Source organism: Pseudomonas cannabina, assembly GCF_900100365.1.
GTDB classification, from domain to species: domain Bacteria; phylum Pseudomonadota; class Gammaproteobacteria; order Pseudomonadales; family Pseudomonadaceae; genus Aquipseudomonas; species Aquipseudomonas cannabina.
Genome location: NZ_FNKU01000001.1, coordinates 5,307,432 through 5,327,231, shown reverse-complemented (window position 1 = coordinate 5,327,231; position 19,800 = coordinate 5,307,432). Strand labels below are relative to the sequence as shown.

At 62.2% G+C, this 19,800-nt stretch carries 16 protein-coding genes; 13 read left to right on the top strand and 3 right to left on the bottom strand.

Annotated elements, in window-relative coordinates:
* Window positions 1-20: 20 nt before the first annotated feature.
* Window positions 21-4,970: an alpha-2-macroglobulin family protein gene (locus BLT55_RS24985; RefSeq protein WP_055002112.1), complete on the top strand. Its 4,950-nt coding sequence runs from the start codon at window positions 21-23 to the stop codon at window positions 4,968-4,970.
* A 457-nt stretch (window positions 4,971-5,427) separates the two neighbouring features.
* On the opposite strand, the gene BLT55_RS24980 is transcribed toward BLT55_RS24985, so the two are convergent.
* Window positions 5,428-5,721 (bottom strand): hypothetical protein, encoded by a 294-nt coding sequence (locus BLT55_RS24980; protein WP_002555356.1) that lies wholly within the window; start codon window positions 5,719-5,721, stop codon window positions 5,428-5,430.
* Between the two features lie 95 nt (window positions 5,722-5,816).
* Here BLT55_RS24980 and pbpC point away from each other — a divergent pair, with 95 nt between their 5' ends.
* The gene (gene pbpC, locus BLT55_RS24975; RefSeq protein ID WP_055000849.1) at window positions 5,817-8,165 is read left to right on the top strand and encodes a peptidoglycan glycosyltransferase PbpC; all 2,349 of its coding nucleotides are present in this window, start codon (window positions 5,817-5,819) and stop codon (window positions 8,163-8,165) included.
* A gap of 104 nt (window positions 8,166-8,269) precedes the next feature.
* On the opposite strand, the gene BLT55_RS24970 is transcribed toward pbpC, so the two are convergent.
* On the bottom strand, window positions 8,270-8,677 hold the full coding sequence (locus BLT55_RS24970) for a response regulator (protein WP_055000850.1): 408 nt from the start codon (window positions 8,675-8,677) through the stop codon (window positions 8,270-8,272).
* A 43-nt stretch (window positions 8,678-8,720) separates the two neighbouring features.
* The gene (locus tag BLT55_RS24965) at window positions 8,721-8,939 is read right to left on the bottom strand and encodes a Flp family type IVb pilin (RefSeq protein WP_055000851.1); all 219 of its coding nucleotides are present in this window, start codon (window positions 8,937-8,939) and stop codon (window positions 8,721-8,723) included.
* Window positions 8,940-9,262: 323 nt separating this feature from the next.
* Here BLT55_RS24965 and cpaB point away from each other — a divergent pair, with 323 nt between their 5' ends.
* The 11 genes from cpaB to accB all read left to right on the top strand — a co-directional run bounded on the left by cpaB (window position 9,263) and on the right by accB (window position 19,786).
* On the top strand, window positions 9,263-10,222 hold the full coding sequence (gene cpaB / locus BLT55_RS24960; protein ID WP_055000852.1) for a Flp pilus assembly protein CpaB: 960 nt from the start codon (window positions 9,263-9,265) through the stop codon (window positions 10,220-10,222).
* Between the two features lie 20 nt (window positions 10,223-10,242).
* On the top strand, window positions 10,243-11,493 hold the full coding sequence (locus BLT55_RS24955; RefSeq protein ID WP_074801066.1) for a type II and III secretion system protein family protein: 1,251 nt from the start codon (window positions 10,243-10,245) through the stop codon (window positions 11,491-11,493).
* The gene (locus tag BLT55_RS24950) at window positions 11,490-12,680 is read left to right on the top strand and encodes a CpaE/TadZ family protein (RefSeq protein ID WP_055001233.1); all 1,191 of its coding nucleotides are present in this window, start codon (window positions 11,490-11,492) and stop codon (window positions 12,678-12,680) included. Before BLT55_RS24955 ends, BLT55_RS24950 begins: the two co-directional genes overlap by 4 nt.
* Complete coding sequence (locus tag BLT55_RS24945; protein WP_055001234.1) at window positions 12,680-13,936, top strand: TadA family conjugal transfer-associated ATPase; 1,257 nt, start codon at window positions 12,680-12,682, stop codon at window positions 13,934-13,936. The genes BLT55_RS24950 and BLT55_RS24945 overlap by 1 nt, the downstream gene beginning before the upstream one ends.
* A gap of 18 nt (window positions 13,937-13,954) precedes the next feature.
* Window positions 13,955-14,839, top strand: coding sequence for a type II secretion system F family protein (locus BLT55_RS24940; RefSeq protein ID WP_055001235.1), 885 nt, complete (start codon window positions 13,955-13,957; stop codon window positions 14,837-14,839).
* Between the two features lies 1 nt (window position 14,840).
* A complete protein-coding gene (locus BLT55_RS24935; RefSeq protein ID WP_055001236.1) occupies window positions 14,841-15,725 on the top strand; it encodes a type II secretion system F family protein in 885 nt (294 codons plus the stop codon).
* Window positions 15,726-15,774: 49 nt separating this feature from the next.
* Window positions 15,775-16,515: a tetratricopeptide repeat protein gene (locus tag BLT55_RS24930; RefSeq protein WP_055001237.1), complete on the top strand. Its 741-nt coding sequence runs from the start codon at window positions 15,775-15,777 to the stop codon at window positions 16,513-16,515.
* Complete coding sequence (locus tag BLT55_RS24925) at window positions 16,512-16,784, top strand: DUF3613 domain-containing protein (protein ID WP_007250926.1); 273 nt, start codon at window positions 16,512-16,514, stop codon at window positions 16,782-16,784. Before BLT55_RS24930 ends, BLT55_RS24925 begins: the two co-directional genes overlap by 4 nt.
* Before the next feature lie 99 nt (window positions 16,785-16,883).
* Window positions 16,884-18,671, top strand: a complete 1,788-nt coding sequence (locus tag BLT55_RS24920) for a protein-disulfide reductase DsbD (protein ID WP_259641226.1) — start codon at window positions 16,884-16,886, stop codon at window positions 18,669-18,671.
* A gap of 129 nt (window positions 18,672-18,800) precedes the next feature.
* Window positions 18,801-19,253 (top strand): type II 3-dehydroquinate dehydratase, encoded by a 453-nt coding sequence (gene aroQ, locus BLT55_RS24915; RefSeq protein WP_007250928.1) that lies wholly within the window; start codon window positions 18,801-18,803, stop codon window positions 19,251-19,253.
* 77 nt (window positions 19,254-19,330) lie between these two features.
* Window positions 19,331-19,786, top strand: a complete 456-nt coding sequence (gene accB / locus BLT55_RS24910) for an acetyl-CoA carboxylase biotin carboxyl carrier protein (RefSeq protein WP_055001239.1) — start codon at window positions 19,331-19,333, stop codon at window positions 19,784-19,786.
* Window positions 19,787-19,800: the final 14 nt, after the last annotated feature.

The following is a 19,800-nucleotide window of genomic DNA, read 5'->3' as shown; positions in this document are numbered from 1 at the left end:
CGTTGCCGATGAGTGCCCACATGTTGAACAAAGGATTGTTTCTGGCGTGCGCGCTTGCGCTGCTGAGTGCCTGCGATTCCTCGACGCCAGACACACCTGCGGCGGGCACCGCCCCCGCGACTCAGGCAGCGGTTACCCAGGCCCGGCCCAAACCCGCCGTGGACCTCGCCGCGCTGAGCAAGCGCTATGCAGGGCGCGAGCTGACGGTCATCGACGTCTCGGAAATCCAGGTTGACGGCGCCAGCACGCTCTCGGTGAGCTTCTCGGTGCCGCTGGACCCGGAGCAGAACTTCGGCGACAAACTTCATCTGGTGGACAGCAAGAACGGCAAGGTCGACGGTGCCTGGGAGCTGTCGGACAACCTCATGGAGCTGCGTCTGCGTCACCTCGAGCCGCAGCGCAAACTGGTGCTGACCGTCGACGCCGGGCTGCAAGCCGTCAACAAGGCCAAGCTGGCCGCCGAATACATCAGCCGCCTGGAAACCCGCGACCTGCAAGCGACTGTCGGCTTCGCCAGCCGGGGCAGCCTGTTGCCGACGCGCCTGGCTGAGGGCCTGCCGTTCATCGCCCTGAACGTCGACAAAGTGGATGTCGAATTCTTCCGGGTCAAACCCGATTCGATGCCGAACTTCCTCGCCCAATGGGACGGCGCGTCGAGCCTGTCCAGCTACAGTTCTGAAGAGCTGCTGCCCATGGCCGATCTGGTCTACAGCGGCCGATTCGACCTCAAGCCGGCCCGTAACACCCGCGAAACCGTACTGCTGCCGATTGCCGGCATCAAAGCGCTGCAACAACCGGGCGTTTATCTGGCGGTGATGCGCGCGTCAGGCACTTACAGCTACACGCAACCCGCCACCCTGTTCACCCTCAGCAATATCGGCTTGTCGGTGCACCGTTACAGCAATCGCCTGGACGTTTTCACACAGGCGCTGGAAGATGGCAAAGCCCTCGGTGACGTGAGCGTCGATGTCTATGACGACAACGGCAAAGTAGTCGCCCAAGGCAAGACCGACAGCGATGGCCATGCGCAATTGCCGCTGCCCGCCAAAGCGGCGGTCGTTCTGGCGCACAAGGATGAACAGACCAGCATGCTGCGCCTCAACAGCTCGGCGCTGGACCTGGCCGAGTTCGACATCTCCGGCCCGCAGGCGCATCCGCTGCAATTCTTCATTTTCGGCCCGCGTGACCTGTATCGCCCCGGCGAAACCGTGCTGCTCAACGGACTGCTGCGTGACAGCGACGGCAAGCACGTCAAACCGCAACCGATCACTGTCGAAGTGCGCCGTCCTGACGATCAGGTCAGCCGCAAATTCGTCTGGGAAGCCGACAGCAGCGGTTTTTACCAATATCAATTGCAGCCTGCCGAAGAAGCGCCAACCGGGCGCTGGCAACTGGTGTTCGACCTAGGCGACGGCAAACCGCAGCTTTACGAATTCAAGGTCGAAGACTTCCTGCCCGAGCGTCTGGCACTGGAGCTCAAAGGCAGCGATACGCCGGTCGCACCGGCCGACGACCCGCAGTTCGACATCACTGGCCGCTATCTGTACGGCGCGCCCGCTTCGGGCAACAGCCTGACCGGTCAGGTGTATGTGCGTCCGTTGCGCGAAGCAGTGGCCAAATTGCCGGGCTACCAGTTCGGTTCGATCACCGAAGCAGACCTCAAGCACGACCTGGAGCTCGAGCCCGTCACCCTCGATGCCGAAGGCCACACGACGCTCTCGGTGAAAACCGAATGGGCCGCCGCCAAGTCGCCGCTGCAACTGATTCTGCAAGCCAGCCTGCAAGAGTCCGGAGGGCGTCCGATCACTCGTCGTCTGGTGCAGCCGATCTGGCCGGCCGAGCAACTGCCCGGCGTGCGCGCGCTGTTCGGCAGCAGCACCGGTGGCGATGATTACGACGATGAGGCCAGCAAAGGCGAAGCGCAAACCAATGGCGACGGCCCGGCCGAGTTCGAAATCGTCATGGCCGATGCCGCTGGCAACAAACTGGCCGCCGACAACGTCAAGGTCCGTTTGATCCGTGAGCGCCGCGACTACTACTGGAACTACTCGGCCGATGACGGCTGGAGCTACCACTTCAATGAGAAATTCCTCAACCTGAACGAGGAAACCCTCAACATCTCCAAGGACTCCACGGCCAGGATTAGCTTCCCGGTGGAGTGGGGCCCGTACCGCGTCGAAGTGGAAGACCCTGCCACGGGCATGATCAGCAGCCTGCGTTTCTGGGCCGGTTATCGCTGGCAGGACAACACCGACGGCGGCGCAGTCAGGCCGGATCAGGTCAAACTGGCGCTGGACAAGCCTGCTTACAACGACGGTGACACGGCAACGGTCACCGTCACGCCGCCAGCCGCAGGCAAGGGCTATCTGCTGATCGAGTCCAGCGAAGGTCCGCTGTGGTGGAAGGAAATCGACGTGCCGGCCGAAGGCAAGTCATATGAAATCCCGCTCGACAAACAATGGGCGCGTCACGACTTGTACGTCACCGCGCTGGTGATTCGTCCCGGCGAACGCAAGGCCAATATCACACCGAAACGTGCCGTGGGCGTGCTGCACCTGCCGCTGGACCGCGCGCCACGCAAGCTGGCGCTGACCGTCACCGCGCCGGAAAAAATGCGTCCCAAACAGCCACTCACGCTCAAGGTTGCTGCCAAAAATGCCGACGGAAGCGTGCCAAAGCAGGTCCATGTGCTGGTGTCGGCGGTGGACGTCGGCATCCTCAATATCACCCGCTACGCCACGCCCGACCCGTTTGCCAGCCTGTTCGGGCGCAAGCAATACGGTGCTGACCAACTGGATATCTATGGCCAGTTGATCGAAGCCGGTCAGGGTCGTCTGGCGAGCATGGCGTTCGGTGGCGATGCGCTGGCCAAGGGCGGCAAACGTCCGGACACCAGCGTTACCATCGTCGCGCAGCAGAGTGCTCCAGTGACGCTCAATGATGCGGGCGAAGGCGAAGTCAGCGTCGACATTCCGGACTTCAATGGCGAACTGCGCATCATGGCGCAGGCCTGGACCGACGAGCGCTACGGCATGGCCGAGGCGAAAACCGTGGTTGCCGCGCCGATCATTGCCGAACTGTCGACGCCACGCTTTCTGGCCGGCGGCGACCAGACCAGCGTCGCGCTGGACATTTCCAACCTCTCGGGTTCAGCGCAGAAGCTGGACGTGAAAATCAGCGCGGAAGGCCAGTTGAGCATTCCGGGCGGCGATCAGAGCAAGCCCTTGCAGCTCAAACAGGGCCAGCGCGTCACCTTGAAAGTGCCGGTGCTGGCGCAGGGCGGGCTGGGTCAGGGCAAGATCAAGGTGCTGGTGGAAGGCTTGGACCTGCCGGGCGAAAACCTGCCTGCGTTCACCCGCGAATGGACCGTAGGCGTGCGCCCTGCCTACCCGGCGATGCTCAAGCATTACCGCGCCACCCTCAACGATCAGACCTGGAGCCTGCCGGACGGCGCGCTGGAGGCGTTCGAGCCTGCGGGACGTGAAGCGCTGCTGTCGCTGTCGAGCCGTCCGCCGCTGAACCTCGGCGAACAGATTCGCGCGCTGAAAGCTTACCCTTACGGCTGCCTGGAGCAGACCGCCAGCGGTCTGTATCCCTCGCTGTATGCCGACGCCGAAACTCTAAAGCGCCTGGGCCTGAGCGGCGAGCCGGATGCCGAACGCAAGCGCAAAGTCGAAATCGGGATCGAGCGCTTGCTGGGCATGCAGCGCTACAACGGCAGCTTCGGCCTGTGGGGCTCGGATGGCGACGAAGAATACTGGCTGACCGCCTACGTCACCGACTTCCTGCTGCGCGCCCGCGATCAAGGCTTCGCCGTGCCGCCGGACGCGCTGAAGAAAGCCAACGAACGCTTGCTGCGCTACTTGCAGGATGCTGGCCAGATTCAGGTCAATTACAGCCAGAACGCCGAACATACGCGCTTTGCCGTACAGGCTTACGCCGGGCTGGTGCTGGCACGCAGTCAACAGGCTCCGCTGGCGGCATTGCGCAGCCTGTTCGACCGTCGCAGCGATGCGCGCTCCGGCCTGCCATTGGTACAACTGGCCGTGGCGCTGGAGAAGATGGGCGACAAACCGCGCGCCGATCTGGCCCTGACCGCCGGCCTGGCGGTCGGTCGCAAGAACGAATGGCTGGCCGATTATGGCAGTTCGCTGCGTGATCAGGCGCTGATTCTGGCGTTGCTGGAAGAAAACGACCTGGCCAAGGACAAGCGTGACGAGCGCCTGTTTGCCCTGGCGGATGAAGTGGCTGCCAGTCGCTACCTGTCCACTCAGGAAAGCAATTCACTGTTCCTTGCCGGTCGCAACCTGTTGAGCAAACCGGAGAAGGACTGGACCGCGAGCATCGCCAGCGGCACCGAAACCCGCGAGCTGAGCAACAAGCAGCCGGGCCTCAAGCTGGACGGCACCGTGCTGGGCTCGCCGCTTACCGTTCACAATCAGGGCAGCGAGCCGCTCTATCAGCAGCTGACCGTCTCTGGCTATCCGACCCAGCCGCCTGCGGCCGGTGGTGAAAACCTGAGCATCCGGCGCGAATACCTGACCCTGAGCGGCGCGCCGTTGAATGTCGGCGCGTTGAAAACCGGGCAACTGGTGCTGGTGCATCTGGAGATCGCTGCCAAACAGCGCGTTCCGGACGCCTTGGTGGTGGACTTGCTGCCCGCAGGTCTGGAACTGGAAAACCAGAACCTCGCGCAAAGCTCGGCCAGCCTGGAAGACGCCAGCGAAGAGGTGAAAACCATCCGTGAATCGATGCAGAACGCCGGGATCAAGCATCAGGAATATCGCGGCGACCGCTACGTGGCCGCGCTGGACATCGACGGCGGCAACAGCGTGCACTTGCTGTATCTGGCGCGAGCCGTTACACCCGGCACCTACCGCGTACCGCCGCCACAAGTGGAATCGATGTACCGCCCGAACTGGCAGGCCCTGGGTGATGCGCCAGCGCAGATGGTGGTCAAAGGCAAGTGATCACTGACTGCTTTGCTTGCTTGGAATGCGATCTTGTGGGAGCGAAGAGGCCGGTGCATCCGCTGAAGATGTGCCGTCCGGCATGGAGCCTTCGGTCGCCTTTTACCCGAAATGGTCTGACACGACGCGGTTCTGTGGGAGCGAACTTGTTCGCGAAGAGGCCGGTGCATCCGCTTGAGATGTATCGTCCGGAATAAAGCCTTCGCGAACAAGTTCGCTCCCACAGGGACAGCGTACATCCGCTGAAGATCTGTCGCCTGAAATAAAGCTTTCTCGAACAAGCGAAGAGGCCGGTGCATCCCCTTAAGATGTATCGTCCGGAATAAAGCCTTCGCGAACAAGTTCGCTCCCACAGGGAAAGCGTACATCCGCTGAAAATGTACTGCCTGAAATGGAGGCTTCTTGAATAAGCGACGCGTCGCCCGGTCCGCTCCCACAGGGAGGCGAAGTTAGCCCATCAATGAATAATCCAGCTCAGCAACCAGAGGCCCAGCGCCAGCCAGATGATCCCGAGAATGATTGACGCACGCATGAACGCGCGGACGGCCGAGTACAGCAGCATCAGGCCGATGATCAGTGCGACGATGCTGATCAGCGAGGTGTCCATACCGAGCGTGCGCGACAGGCCGTCGACAAAATTTCCCCCGGCATGGGTAAACCCGTTGAACAACCACGCCAGACCGTCGACGAAGAAACGAATCACCGCGCCGATGGCCTGCCCGAGCCATTCAAAAAAGCCTTCTACCTGCATATGTACGTCCTGATTGGGGTCGTGAAGAAAATGATCTGTCCGCTTTGGCTATCGCCAGGGGCGCCAGGTTCCGTGGATCATAAAGGCTCTTTGCGTTGAAACCTGAATTTCTTCTGCGCCTCGTGCAAAAAATCAAATGGCTGGCAGGCGGTATTTTGCTGCTCATCGCCCTGCTCTGGCTGGCTGATCGCATTTGGCCGTTACCACTGCCCAAGGACGATCTGGCCCGTGTCGTGCTCGCCGAAGACGGCACGCCGCTCTGGCGTTTCGCCGACGCCAATGGCGTGTGGCGCTACCCGGTTACGCACGCTCAGGTATCGCCGTATTACCTCGAAGCGCTGCTGACCTACGAAGATCGCTGGTTCTACAGCCATCCGGGCATCAACCCGCTGGCGCTGGTGCGCGCCAGTTGGCAGAACCTCAGCGGGACCCGCGTGGTGTCCGGCGGCAGCACGCTGTCGATGCAGGTTGCGCGGCTGCTTGACCCACATTCGCGCACCCTGCCCGGCAAGTTTCGCCAGGTGTGGCGCACCTTGCAGCTTGAGTGGCACCTATCGAAAGAACAGATCCTTGACCTGTACCTCAATCGCGCGCCGTTTGGCGGCACGCTGCAAGGGGTGGCCGCCGCCAGTTGGGCCTATCTGGGCAAGTCCCCGCAAAACCTGACCCGCGCTGAAGCCGCGTTGTTGGCGGTATTGCCGCAGGCGCCGAGCCGTTTGCGGCCTGATCGTCATCCGCAGCGTGCGCAACTGGCCCGCGACAAGGTGCTCAAGCGGCTGGCCGAGTTCAAGGTGTGGCCGCAGGGCAGCGTCGACGAAGCACTGGAAGAGCCGTTGTGGCTGGCACCGCGTCAGGAACCGAGCCTTGCGCCACTGCTGGCCCGACGCCTGAATCGGCCGAACAGCCCGCCATTGATCCGCACCACACTGGATGCCTCGCTGCAACGGCGCATGGAAGACCTGTTGATGGGCTGGCGGGCGCGATTGCCGGAGCGTACCTCCGCAGCGATTCTGGTGGTTGAAGCAGAAAACATGGCGGTGCGCGCCTACGTAGGCTCGGTGGACATCAGCGATGCCAAACGTTTTGGCCATGTGGACATGGTCACCGCACTGCGTTCGCCGGGCTCGACGCTCAAGCCGTTCCTCTATGGTATGGCGATGGACGCCGGGCTGATTCACTCCGAATCGCTGATGCAGGACGTGCCGCGTCGCTATGGCGATTATCGGCCGGGCAACTTTTCGACCGGTTTCGGCGGGCCGGTCGCCGCCAGCTCCGCGCTGTCGATGTCCCTCAACCTGCCTGCCGTGCAGCTGCTTGAGGTTTACGGCCCGAAACGCTTTGCCGCCGAACTGCGCAATGGCGGCGTGCCGCTGACCCTGCCTCCCTTGGCCGAGCCGAATCTGGCGCTGATTCTGGGCGGCGCGGGCAGTCGGCTGGAAGATCTGGTGACCGGCTACAGCGCCTTTGCCCGAGGAGGACGCAGCGCCGATGTGCGACTGCAACCACAGGACCGGCTGCGCGAGCGGCGGATGATGTCACCGGGGGCGGCGTGGATTATCCGGCGTATTCTCAGCGGTCAATCGCGGCCGGACATCGATCCGCGTGCAGAGCTGGTGCAGCGCCCGCAACTGGCCTGGAAGACCGGCACCAGTTATGGTTTTCGCGATGCCTGGGCGATTGGCGTCGGGCCGCGTTTTCTGGTCGGTGTGTGGATAGGCAGGCCGGACGGTACGCCGGTGCCAGGGCAGTTCGGGCTGGCCTCGGCTGCGCCGCTGATGCTGCAGGTGCACGATGTGCTGGTCAATCGCGACAGCCAGCGCGGGATTGCTGCGCCGGTTCAGGCGGTACCGTCGAATGTCGGGGTGGCGGCGATCTGCTGGCCGCTGGGTCAGCCGATGAGCAAGAGCGACCCCAATTGCCGCCGCCAGCGCTTCGCCTGGACACTGGACGGCACCACGCCGCCGACCCTGCAAGCGGCCGATCAACCGCTCGGGCTGGGTTTGCAGGAGCGTATATGGGTCAATGCCAAGGGCTTGCGGGTCGGCAGCCGTTGCCCGGATGCCCAGTCGCAGGAGATCGCCCTCTGGCCCGCGCCACTGGAACCTTGGCTGCCCAAGGCGGAACGCCGCGAAACACGCCTGCCGCCCGCCGACCCGGACTGCCCGCCACAAAACCTGAACCTCGCGCCGCCACTGAGCATCGTCGGCGTGCGCGAAGGTGACAACCTGCGCCTGCCCGCCTCCAGCCGCCAGGCGCTGCGCCTGAACCTCACGGCGCTGGGTGGCAGCGGACGACGCTGGTGGTTCATTGATGGCGCACCACTGGCCGACACCGACACCCAGCAAGACTTCACCCCGACCCTGAACAAGCCGGGTCGCTATCAATTGAGCGTTTTGGACGAAAGCGGCCAGACGGCGAGGGTTGAATTCAGTGTGGTGGAGTGATTGGGCTAGCGCGGCGGCATGTTTCACTGCCGGTTCCCGGCAGATCGCGGACAAGCGAAGCGTTGCCCGGTCCGGTCCCACAGAAACAGAGAGATGGCCAGCCGTTACTGAACCTGAAAGATCTTCGGCTCGGGGAACAGGTTATTGAGGGTTTCCAGCAGGCGGACGTGGTAGATGGGTTTGCGGAACAGATCGAGCACGTGCAGGCGCAGCAGGTCGCTGACGTCGTCCATGTCGGCATGGCCAGAGGTCACGATGACGGGCAGGTGCTGGCGGGAGGTGTGGTCGCGCAAGTGACGAATCAGCTGGATGCCGCTCTCCTCCGGCATCCGCAGATCGGTGATAACCAACGCAATGTCCGGGTGGATCGTCAACTGATGCAGGGCCATCTTGACGGAGGACGCCGTGAAGCAGCAGAACCCCTCGCCTTCGAGCAGTTCCGCCAGCTCCTCGTTCGCGTCCTCTTCGTCGTCAACCAGAAGCAATTGCTGGCGGGTGGGATGGACAGCCATGTAGTTATCTCAATAGGGATGAGCTCAGAAGCACGATCATAAACTACCCTGCGGCTGGCGTCGCGCTAGTAGTAACCAATGCATTTTGAAGCTTTGTAAAAATTGTAGCCACGTTCTTACTTATATCCGGCACAAACGCAACGATTGCAACAGCAACCATTGCAGCGATCAACGCATACTCGATACCCGAAGCCGCCTCACGGTCCTTCAGTAAACAACTGATCCGGGTATAGGCACCCACATAAACCTTGGTAAGGAACATCTCATTTCTCCTTGCGCCTTCAAGGCGCGAACATGCACGACACATGCGAAACCGTCTGCACCCTCAGCATTGTCCCCAAACCCCAAACCCACAATCGCAAAAAAGCATTAACCGGAAAGTTATAGCCCCGGCAAAGCCCCCCGAAACAGACACTTCCAGCACAACCCCATCGATCCAAAAACCCTTTCAGACCAAAGCACTATGGCGCTTTTGCAACAATGAGCTAACGTCACACAAAAGCCTGTATGCCGTTCACCGTTGCCTTATTGCGAAGTTGACGCACCGGTTCGAGATTGTCTCGCGATGACAAAGGGAAAGTTGCCATGAGCAGTCGTATCACCATGGTGCTCGCTGTACTGTTTTTGCTGGGCGCGTTGATCGCCGGGTATCTGGGAATCGTGGTCGGCAGGCCGGCTGAAGAGCCTGCTGCCGTTCCTGCGCCGGCCCCCACCGTCACCGCTGAATTACCCCCCCAAGCCGTTCCGACACCGCCCGTCGAGGACGCGTTGCGCCACGATGTCGTGGTGGTCGCTCGGGACGTCCCTGCCTACACGCCGATCACACCGGAAGATCTAGTGATTGAGCGCCTCAAGGTAGCGCCGCCCGGAAGCTTTGACACCATCGATAAACTGGTGGGCCGCAGCAGCTGGCGAACGCTGAACGCCGGAACCTGGCTCAGCGAGAGCAACTTCGAGGCGGGCGGCACGCTGGCGCGAATGATCCGCCCGCATGAGCGCGCCTTGGCGTTGCAAGTGGATGAAGTGATCGGCGCGTCCGGGCAACTCAGCCCCGGCGACTACGTCGACGTGCTGCTCTATCTGGCGGAAGACACTGCCAACCCCGTTCGCTCCACCCAAGTGGTGGTACCTGCCCTGCGCGTGCTCAGTGTCGGCGAATTGCTCGGCCCGGATCGCAACGGCAAGCCGGTGCAGCACGTCACCGCTGACGAACGCCTCCAGCAGGAGCAGCGCCGCAGCAGCGCGCGGACCGTCTCGGTGGCCGTGCCGGAGGCTTTGCTGGGGCGCCTGATGCTGGCCTCGCAAACCGGCGTATTACGCCTGGCCGTGCGCAGCGCTGACGAAGGCAATCTGCAGGATTACTGGGCTGGCGACGGCAGCCGTCGCGACGTCGCCGAGCGGCTGGATTCAGCCAGTCGTCAGTTGGTCAGCTTTCGCCAACTGAGCCTGAGCCCGGCCAGCGCCTCGACTCCCGGTGCAGCCTCACGCACATCGCGCCCCGTCGAAGTCATACGCGGTAACCAGATCACGCAACAAACTCCCTGACAGAGCAAGGATTGCATTTGATGAGCTGCTGTTTCGTGCCAGTTAAAAAAAGCAGGTGGCTGGTCGTCCTGTTGACCGCCCTGTCCATGGACTCAGTCTGGGCCGCGCCGGGCAGTTGCAGCACGCTCGCTGCGATGCCAGCGGCGGTGGAAATCGATCAGGGGATTCAGCAGAACATCAGCTCACCAGTGGCGATCACGCGTATCGCCGTAGGCGACCCGAAAATTGCCGACGTACACGTGAGCGGCAACGATGGCTTTCTGCTGACCGGCGTCGCCCAGGGCACCACCAGCCTGATGGTCTGGACCGCCTGTTCCAGCGCGCCGCGCCAGAGCATGGTGTTCGTCCGTGGGCGGGCGACTGCGTCGATGGTCGAGACGGCATCCGTGCCGTCCGGCGACGCACAGTTGCCCAGTCAAGTGCAGACCGACATCCGCTTCGTCGAGGTCAGCCGCAGCAAACTCAAGGAAGCCAGCACGTCGATCTTCGGTAAAGGCTCGAACAACTTTCTGTTCGGCGCGCCTGGCACGGTGCCGGGCGTCAACGTCACACCCGGCACCGTGAGCGCAACCCGGCCGAGCATTCCGTTGAACAACAGCAATTTCAATATCGTCTGGGGCGGCGGCAGCAGCAAGGTGCTGGGCATGCTTAACGCCATGGAAAACAGCGGCTACGCCTACACACTGGCGCGTCCCAGCCTGGTCGCGCTCAACGGCCAGAGCGCGAGCTTTCTGGCTGGCGGCGAGTTCCCGGTGCCCGTACCCAATGGTGAAGGCAACGGCATTTCCATCGAGTACAAGGAATTCGGCGTGCGTCTGACCCTGACGCCGACAGTGGTAGGACGCGACCGGATTCTGCTCAAGGTCGCGCCGGAGGTCAGCGAGCTGGACTTCTCTGCCGGTATCACCATCGCTGGAACCACCGTGCCCGCGCTCAATATCCGCCGCACCGACACCAGCATCGCGCTGGCCGACGGGGAAAGCTTCGTGGTCAGCGGGCTGATCAGTTCCAGCAACAGTGGCTCGGTGGACAAGTTTCCCGGGCTGGGCGACATCCCGATTCTTGGCGCTTTTTTTCGCAGCTCGCAGATCCAGCGTGACGAGCGTGAACTGCTGATGATTGTCACCCCGCATCTGGTACAACCCCTGGCCGCCAACGCCCAGTTGCCCTCGCTGCCGGGCGAAGGTCTGCGCAATTACGACCCGAGCTTTCCGCGCCTGTATTTCCTGGAAAGCGGCGATTTCGACCGGCGCAGCGGGTTATCCCAATGAGCCAGGCGCTGAGCCAGACGTTTCTGGCAATCACCCGCAACAACACCGACCTGGAGTGGCTGCAGAGCGCGCTGGGTTCGCTTGGCCAGGTAGTCAGCGCTGGCACCGGCAGCCTCGACGATTTGCTGGCGCTGGTCGACGTGACCTTTGCCAGCGTGGTGTTCGTCGGCCTGGACCGCGAGCACCTGATGACTCAGAGCGCGCTGATCGAAAGCGCACTGGAAGCCAAGCCGATGCTGGCCATCGTGGCGCTGGGCGACGGCATGGACAACCAGTTGGTGCTCAACGCCATGCGCGCGGGGGCGCGGGATTTCGTCGCCTATGGCTCGCGCTCCAGCGAGGTCGCCGGGCTGGTCCGGCGCCTGAGCAAGCGCCTGCCCGCCGTGACACCAAACCCGAACATGAGCGGCCTGTCGGTGCTGTATGGCGCGCAGAGCGATGATGACGGCGCACTGATCGCGACGCACCTGGCGATGGTGGTGCACAAGACCGGGCAACGCACGCTGCTGCTGGACATGGGCGTGCCGCGCGGCGACAGCCTGTCGTTGCTCGGCCTGGAATCCACGTTCAGCTTCGGCGATGCCTTGCGCCATTTGCGCAGGCTGGACGCAACGCTGATCGACAGTGCCTTCACCACCAGCGAGAGCGGCCTGCGCATTCTGGCCTACGCCGAAGCCGATGATCATCTGGAACAGTCCAGCGCCGCCGAGCTGTACATGCTGCTGAGCGCGCTGCGCCAGCACTTCCAGCACGTTATCGTCAACCTCGTGGGCCAACCGGACAACGAAGCACTGCGCTCGCTGGTCAGCCACTGCGATCAACTGCTGTGGTACACCGATCAGAGCGTTCTGGGCTGCCGCCGCAACCTGACGGTACTCAATAACTGGCGCGAGAAAGGCATGAAAATGCAGCACGCCAGCCTGCTCGTGGACCGCTACCTGCGCTCGGTCGCGCCCAATTCGGAAACCCTGGGCAAGACCTTCGGCCTGCAGGTGCTTGCGGTGCTGCCGCTCGCCGCAGAACTGCGCCTCAACGCCAAGAATCAGGGCATCACGCTGTTCGAACTGGCGTCGCGCGACGCCTTGTGCACCGGCGTGCGGCGTCTGGGCGAACACCTCGCGCGCCATTCAGAGGCTCAGGAAAAATCCGACAAAGGCTGGCTCGCACGACTGTGGGGGAATAAATAGTGGCGGAAAAACTGTTTGGCGTGTCTTCACGTTCGCCAGGTCAGGGCGATGACGGGCAAGGCCTGAAACTGGTATTGCACCGCTACATCATCGACGGTATCGAAGAGAGCGGCAAAAACCTGCTCGAAGGATCACGACCGGCGCTGGCGCAATTTGTCATCGACAAGGTTGCCGAGTACGTCGCACGCCTGCGGGTGGCCATTTCCCGTTACGAAATGGAGCGCCTGGCTGAAGAACTGGTCGACGAGCTGACCGGCTTCGGGCCGCTGGAAGTGCTGCTGCGCGACACTTCAGTCACGGAAATCCTGGTCAACGGGCCGAGCAAAGTGTTCGTCGAGCGCGATGGTGTGCTGCATCACACCGACCTGCGTTTCATGGACTCGCACCATGTAGAACGCGTGATGCAGCGCATTCTCGCCCCGATGGGCCGGCGGCTGGACGAGTCTTCGCCCATGGTCGACGCACGCCTGCCCGACGGCAGCCGGGTCAACGCCATCATTCCGCCCATCGCGCTGGACGGCCCTTGCCTGTCGATCCGGAAGTTTCGCAAGGACATGCTCAAAAGCGCCGATCTGGTGGCGATGCAGACCATCGACCAGCCGATCTTCGAGTTCTTTCAGGAAGCGGTCGGCAAGCGTTGCAACATTCTGGTCAGCGGCGGCACCGGCACCGGCAAAACCACCATGCTCAACGTCCTGAGCCAGTTGATCGACAGTCATCAGCGGCTGGTGACCATCGAAGACGTGGCCGAGCTGCAACTCAGCCACCCGCACGTGGTTCGTCTGGAAACCCGCCCGCCGAACGCCGAAGGGCATGGCGAAGTACGCGCCAGCGACCTGATTCGCAACTCGCTGCGGATGCGCCCGGACCGCATCATCCTCGGCGAGATTCGTGGCGTCGAAGTGCTGGACGTGCTGACGGCGATGAACACCGGCCATGACGGCTCGATGAGCACTGTCCACGCCAACAATGCGCAGGACGCACTGTTGCGCCTGGAAACCCTGGTCGGCTTGACCGGACGCCTGATCCCCGAGAAAACCCTGCGGCAAATGGTTTGCGCGGCACTGGACGTGATCATCCAGCTGGCCCGCCTGCCGGACGGCCGACGCTGCGTCAGCGAAGTGGTGGAGGTGGTCGGGGTGCGCGACGACATTTATGTCACCAACACGCTGTTTCGTCTGGACCGGCGCACCGGAGTCGGTTTCATGCGTGAAGCGACGCACGCGGCCGGTGACAAACTGCGGCCGGGCTACTGATTTGGCCAGGGAGGCAGCATGACGGCATCGCTGATACTGGGCCTGATTTCCGTGCTGCAATTGATGGCGTCCATCCGCCTGTTCTATCTGGCGCTCAATCAGGAAGCCAGCGAGCGGGTCAGGCAGCGCCTGACCGCCGGGCAGGTCGCGCCGGTCGTCGAGAAACCCGGCTGGGCCAGGCTCGACCGCGCGTTTATCCGCGCCGGACTGGGCCATCCGACCGAACGCGTGGGGCTGGCGCTGACGCTGTATGCGCTGGTGGTCCTGATCGGTTACGGACTGGGCGGCGGCATCGGCGCAGTCTGCGCGCTACTTGGCGTGCCCTTGATGCTGCGCCTGTTCGTTTCGTGGCGCTATCGGGTGCGCGTGCGGCGCATGATCGAGCAACTGCCGCAATTGCTCGACCACAGCGTGCGCAGTCTCAAATCAGGCAGAACCCTGTCCGACGCGGTGCTTTACGGCATCGCAGCCGCAGACCAGCCGCTCAAGGACGGCATGAGCCGCATCGAGCGCAACGTGCAACTGGGGGTCAGCCTGCCGGACGCCGCCCGGGATTTTGCCGAACTGTACGAAAGCGACGAGTTTCACCTGTTTGCCCTGGGCCTGCGGGTCAACCATCGTTATGGCGGCAACGCCAGCGAACTGATGGAAAACCTGATCAGGCTGATTCGCGAGCGCGAGCAGGCCGGTCGCCAACTGCGCGCCATGACCGGCGAAACGCGCATGACCGCGCTGGTACTGGGGCTGCTGCCGGTGGGAATGGCCGGTTATTTCATGGTCGTGAACCCCGACTATTTATTGCACATGTGGAACGACGGCAGCGGGCGAATCATGCTGAGCATGGCGTTTGGCCTGCAACTGCTGGGCTGTCTGAAGTTGTGGCGCATGCTGAGGAGCATTTGAAATGGATCTGCTGTTCAGCGCCTTGATGCTCACCGCCGCCGCATTTCTTCTGCTGTCCGGCATCGCTCGCAGACGTCGCGACGAGCGTCTGGTCGAGCAACGCCTGCGCGGCATTGTGCTGCGCGAAAGTCGATTCGGCAGCCTGCTGCGACTGCTGGGTGACACGCACGTCGGCCAGCGCAGCATCAGCCTTGATTCGGAAACCCAGATACTGCTCAACCGCATTGGCTGGCGCCGCGCCAGCAAACGTTCGCTGTTCGCCGCCTGCCAGATCGGCGTGCCTGTCGGTTTGATGTGTGTGGTCGCGCTGGTCCAGTTGCTGTTTTTCAAGAATATCGAGCAGCCATTGATCGCGCCGGTGTTTGCGCTGGGGGTCGGTTATCTGCTGCCCAAGAGAGTGCTGGCGGTGGCCGCCAAACGTCGCCAGAAACAGGTGGTGCTCGAAATTTCCACGTTCATTCCGCTGCTGCGCATCCTCTTCGAATCCGGCATGGCGGTCGAACAGGCCTTGCGCGTGCTGAGCAGCGAGGGCAAAGAGCTGCTGCCGGTGTTGTCCGATGAAATCCGCGTGGTTCTGACGCGCGTCGATTCCGGGCTGGAGCTAGGTGAAGAACTGCGCAAAACCGCTGCCCTGCTGGCAGTCGACGAGTTGAGCGATACCTGCGTGATCCTCAATCAACTGATCCATCAGGGCGGCGGTGCCCTGAAATCGCTGCTGACGCTCAAACAACTGATCGACGACCGGCGCCTGACCCGCTTGCAGGAATACATCTCCAAGCTGTCGGCCAAAATGTCGATGGTGATGATGGCGTTCCTGTTTCCGGCCCTGCTGATCGTTCTGGCCGGTCCCGGATTCATCGCCATCAGTCGCGCTCTGGGCGGCTGATCAGCGTGCGTTGTCGCTGCGTCGCCCACACAAGGAGGAAAAAGGTTTGATGAAAACAGCCATTGCGATGCTTTGCATCCTCACGCTGAGCGGGTGTGCCAGCGACGGGCGGGCACTGTGGACGCCAACGTCTTCGCTACACGCCAGCGAATGCCCCAAGCTAACCTCCGATCAGGAGTTCGCCCTGAATCTCGCGCAGAACATGGCCGATGAAGGCCGCCTGCATGCCAGCCTGGCCAATCTCGAAGGGTTGCCGGACAGCCTTGGCGAAGTGCGTCTGCGCAAGGCCCGGGTGTTGCGCCTGCTGGGCAGCAATGAAGCCGAGCCATTGTATCGCAGCCTGTTGGGCACGTGCCGCGCCGCGCAGGGTGAACATGGCCTGGGCCAGTTGGCCGCGGCGCGAGGCGACAATGTGCTGGCTCAGCAACATTTGCTCAGGGCCAGCAAACTGCAACCGACCGACGAAAAGATCCGTAACGACCTGGGTGTGGTGTACCTCAATCAGCTGCAACTGGAGCAGGCACGCTTTCAATTCCTGACGGCCATGGAGCTCAAACAGTCCGACTCACTGGCAGCGATGAATCTGGCCACGCTACTGATTTATCAGAACAAGTGGACACAGGCTGCCGAGCTCGCATCCCGCGCGGGCCTGACGCCAGAGCAGATCACCGATGCCCAGGCACGCGCCGAACAACTCAGGAAAAACCCCGCCACTGCCTCGCCACCCGCCAGACCTGTCGCACGCCTGGCCGGACAACCACATCGCCCGACACCCGAGGTACAGCCATGAAACGCATCGTGCTGGCAGGCATCACCTCACTGGTGATTGCAGGAAACGGCTGGGCCGACAACGGTGAGTCGTCGCCCCCCGCGCCAACCCAGGCCGAGACCTGGCTGCAACTACAGGCCAGCGGCAAGGCAGCGTCGCCAACGCCGCAGGCCAATACGTCCACGGAACGCGACCTGAGCCTGCAACGCTGGCTTGAGACCTACAAATACAACATCCCGGAATTCTATGAGCGGGACGCGGGCGGCAGTTTTTCCTCGGATGGCAAATAGCCCAGCCAGACGCCCTGAAACCGCCCCTTACAAACCACAGCTCAGCAGGCCGGGAAGCACTCCGTTATCATGCGCGGACTTTCGAGATTCGAGATTGCCATGCGCCGTTTGCTTTGCCTGATATTACTGATCCTGGCCCTGCCCGTTTCCGCTGCGGGCCTGCTGGACAGCCGTCCCGCATCGACGCTGGGCGGCACCTCGCTGGATAACAGCAAAGATTTTCTGCCCGTTCGTCAGGCGTTTCAGTTGAGCCTGATCGATACCACGCCGGAGTCGATCAAGCTGCGCCTGGTCGCCACCGAAGGCTATTATCTGTATCGGCATCGCTTCCAGTTCCGCACCGAGCCCGCAGATATCGGCCTGGGCGAAGCGCAATTGCCCAAGGGCGAACAGAAGCATGACGAGTACTTCGGCGACGTCGAGGTCTATCACGGCATTCTCGATATCGACTTGCCACGCAAGCCCGGAGAACAGCGCCCCTTCACCCTGGTCGTCACCTATCAGGGCTGCGCCGACAAAGGCTTGTGCTATCCGCCTGAGACCGAGCGCCTGAGCATCGGCGACGTGGCGGCCAGCCCGACCGCCAACCTGTCCGCACCGGCCACCGCAGCCACCTGGAGCTGGAAAGAGCTGGCATTGTTTTTCTTCGCCGGTGTGGGTCTGACCTTTACGCCGTGTGTATTGCCGATGCTGCCGATTCTGTCCGGCGTGGTCCTGCGCGGCCACGTCGGCGGCTTGCGCGGCTTGAGCCTGTCCCTCGCGTATGTGCTGCCGATGGCGGCCTGTTTTGCGCTGCTGGGCGCGCTGATGGGTGTATTCGGTGCAGGCTTGAATCTCCAGGCACGATTGCAATCGGCCTGGGTTCTGGTGCCTTTCTCGGCGTTCTTCGTGATTTTCGCCATCGCCATGTTCGGCGCGTTCGAACTGCGTCTGCCGCAAGCGATCAGCTCGCGTCTGGACCGTATCGCCGGCAAAACCGAAGGCGGGTCACTGTGGGGCGCGGCGGTGCTGGGCGTGGTTTCCAGCCTGCTGGTCTCGCCTTGCGTTTCCGCTCCGCTGGCGGGCGCGCTGCTGTACATCAGCGCCAGCGGCGACGCCGTCGGTGGCGGGCTGAAACTGTTTGCCCTGGGGCTGGGAATGGGCGCGCCATTGCTGTTGATCGCCACGGGCGGCGCCACCTGGCTGCCGAAAAGCGGGCCATGGCTGGTCACTGTGAAGAATGCCATTGGCGTGCTACTCCTGGCATTGGCCATCGGCCTGCTCAGCCGCGTGCTGCCGGGGCAGATCACCCTGCTGCTGGTCGGCCTGCTGTCGGCTGGCGTAGCGCTGTTTCTGGGCGCACTGGAATTCACCGAAAAAACCACCCGGCAAAAACTCGCCCAACTGCTCGGGCTGGCGCTGCTGGTCTACGCGCTGGCCTGCTGGTACGGCGCGCTGTCCGGGCAAACCGACCCCATGCGCCCGCTGGGCCGCGAGTACGCCCCTGCAAACAACGGGACAGCAGCGTCCACGGCTTCTGCGCAATGGCAGACGATCACCACCTCGGCCGAGCTGGACCGTGTGCTGCAAGAAGCCCGCAACGCCGGCAAGCCCCTGCTGCTCGACTGGTATGCCGACTGGTGCATCAGTTGCAAGGTCATCGAACACGAAGTCCTGCCTGACCCGGGTGTCGTCGCCGGGCTGGCAGGCTATAGCCTGATCCGTTTCGACATGACGCAAAGCAACGCAGAACAACGCGCTTTGCTCGACCGTTACAAACTCTTCGGCCCGCCCGCGATGCTTTTTTTCGCGAAAAACGGCGAAGAACTGCAAAACGTACGCGTCGTCGGCGAAATAGACGTGGCAGGCATGATCGAGCGTCTGAATAGAGCAAATGACCAAAACTAAACGGTGAGTCACAAACTTTGCGCGAATATCGCTCATCGTGCTGGCTACTGTAGTTAACTGGACAGTCCATTGCCCTTCCGGCATAGTCGCCGGGCGTAACCCGCTCGCAGACAACAAAAGGAACACGCAATGGCGACTATCCTGGTCCTTCACGGGCCCAACCTGAACCTGCTCGGTACTCGGGAACCCGGGGTCTACGGCACCATTACCCTGCCACAGATCAACCAGGACCTAGAGCAGCGCGCACGCGATGCCGGTCACCATCTGATGTACCTGCAAAGCAATGCCGAATATGAACTGATCGACCGGATTCACGCTGCCCGTGACGAGGGTGTGGATTTTATTTTGATCAATCCGGCTGCTTTTACGCATACAAGCGTCGCAATACGTGACGCGCTGATGGGAGTGAGCATCCCATTCATCGAAGTGCACTTGTCGAACGTGCACAAACGCGAACCTTTCCGTCATCACTCCTACTTTTCAGACGTCGCGGTAGGAGTGATCTGCGGCCTGGGCGCCAGTGGATACCGTCTGGCCCTGGAAGCCGCTCTGGAACAACTGGCCGCCAATGCCAGGCCGTGACGCGTTCAGCCTTGAAGCTGACCACGCGGCCTGAAGCAGCCGGCAAAATGCCCTTACAGAACCTTGGGAGTTGATTAATGGATATTCGCAAAGTCAAGAAACTGATCGAATTGCTGGAAGAGTCCGGCATTGACGAGCTGGAAATTCGTGAAGGCGAAGAGTCTGTACGGATCAGCCGCCACAGCAAGACCCCGGCACAGCCCTACTACGCTCCTGCTCCAGTGGCTGCTCCGGTAGCAGCCCCGGCACCTGCCGCCGCTCCGGCTGCGCCAGAAGCGCCATCGGCTCCCAAGCTGAACGGTTTTGTGGTCAAGTCGCCAATGGTCGGTACGTTCTACCGTACCCCGGCGCCTACTTCGCCAGCATTCGTCGAAGTCGGCCAGACCGTCAAGAAAGGCGACACCATCTGCATCGTCGAAGCGATGAAAATGATGAACCACATCACGGCAGAAGCCAGCGGTGTGATCGAATCCATCCTGGTAGAAAACGGTCAGCCGGTTGAGTTTGACCAGCCGCTGTTCACTATCGTTTGAACCGGGGAGAGCCT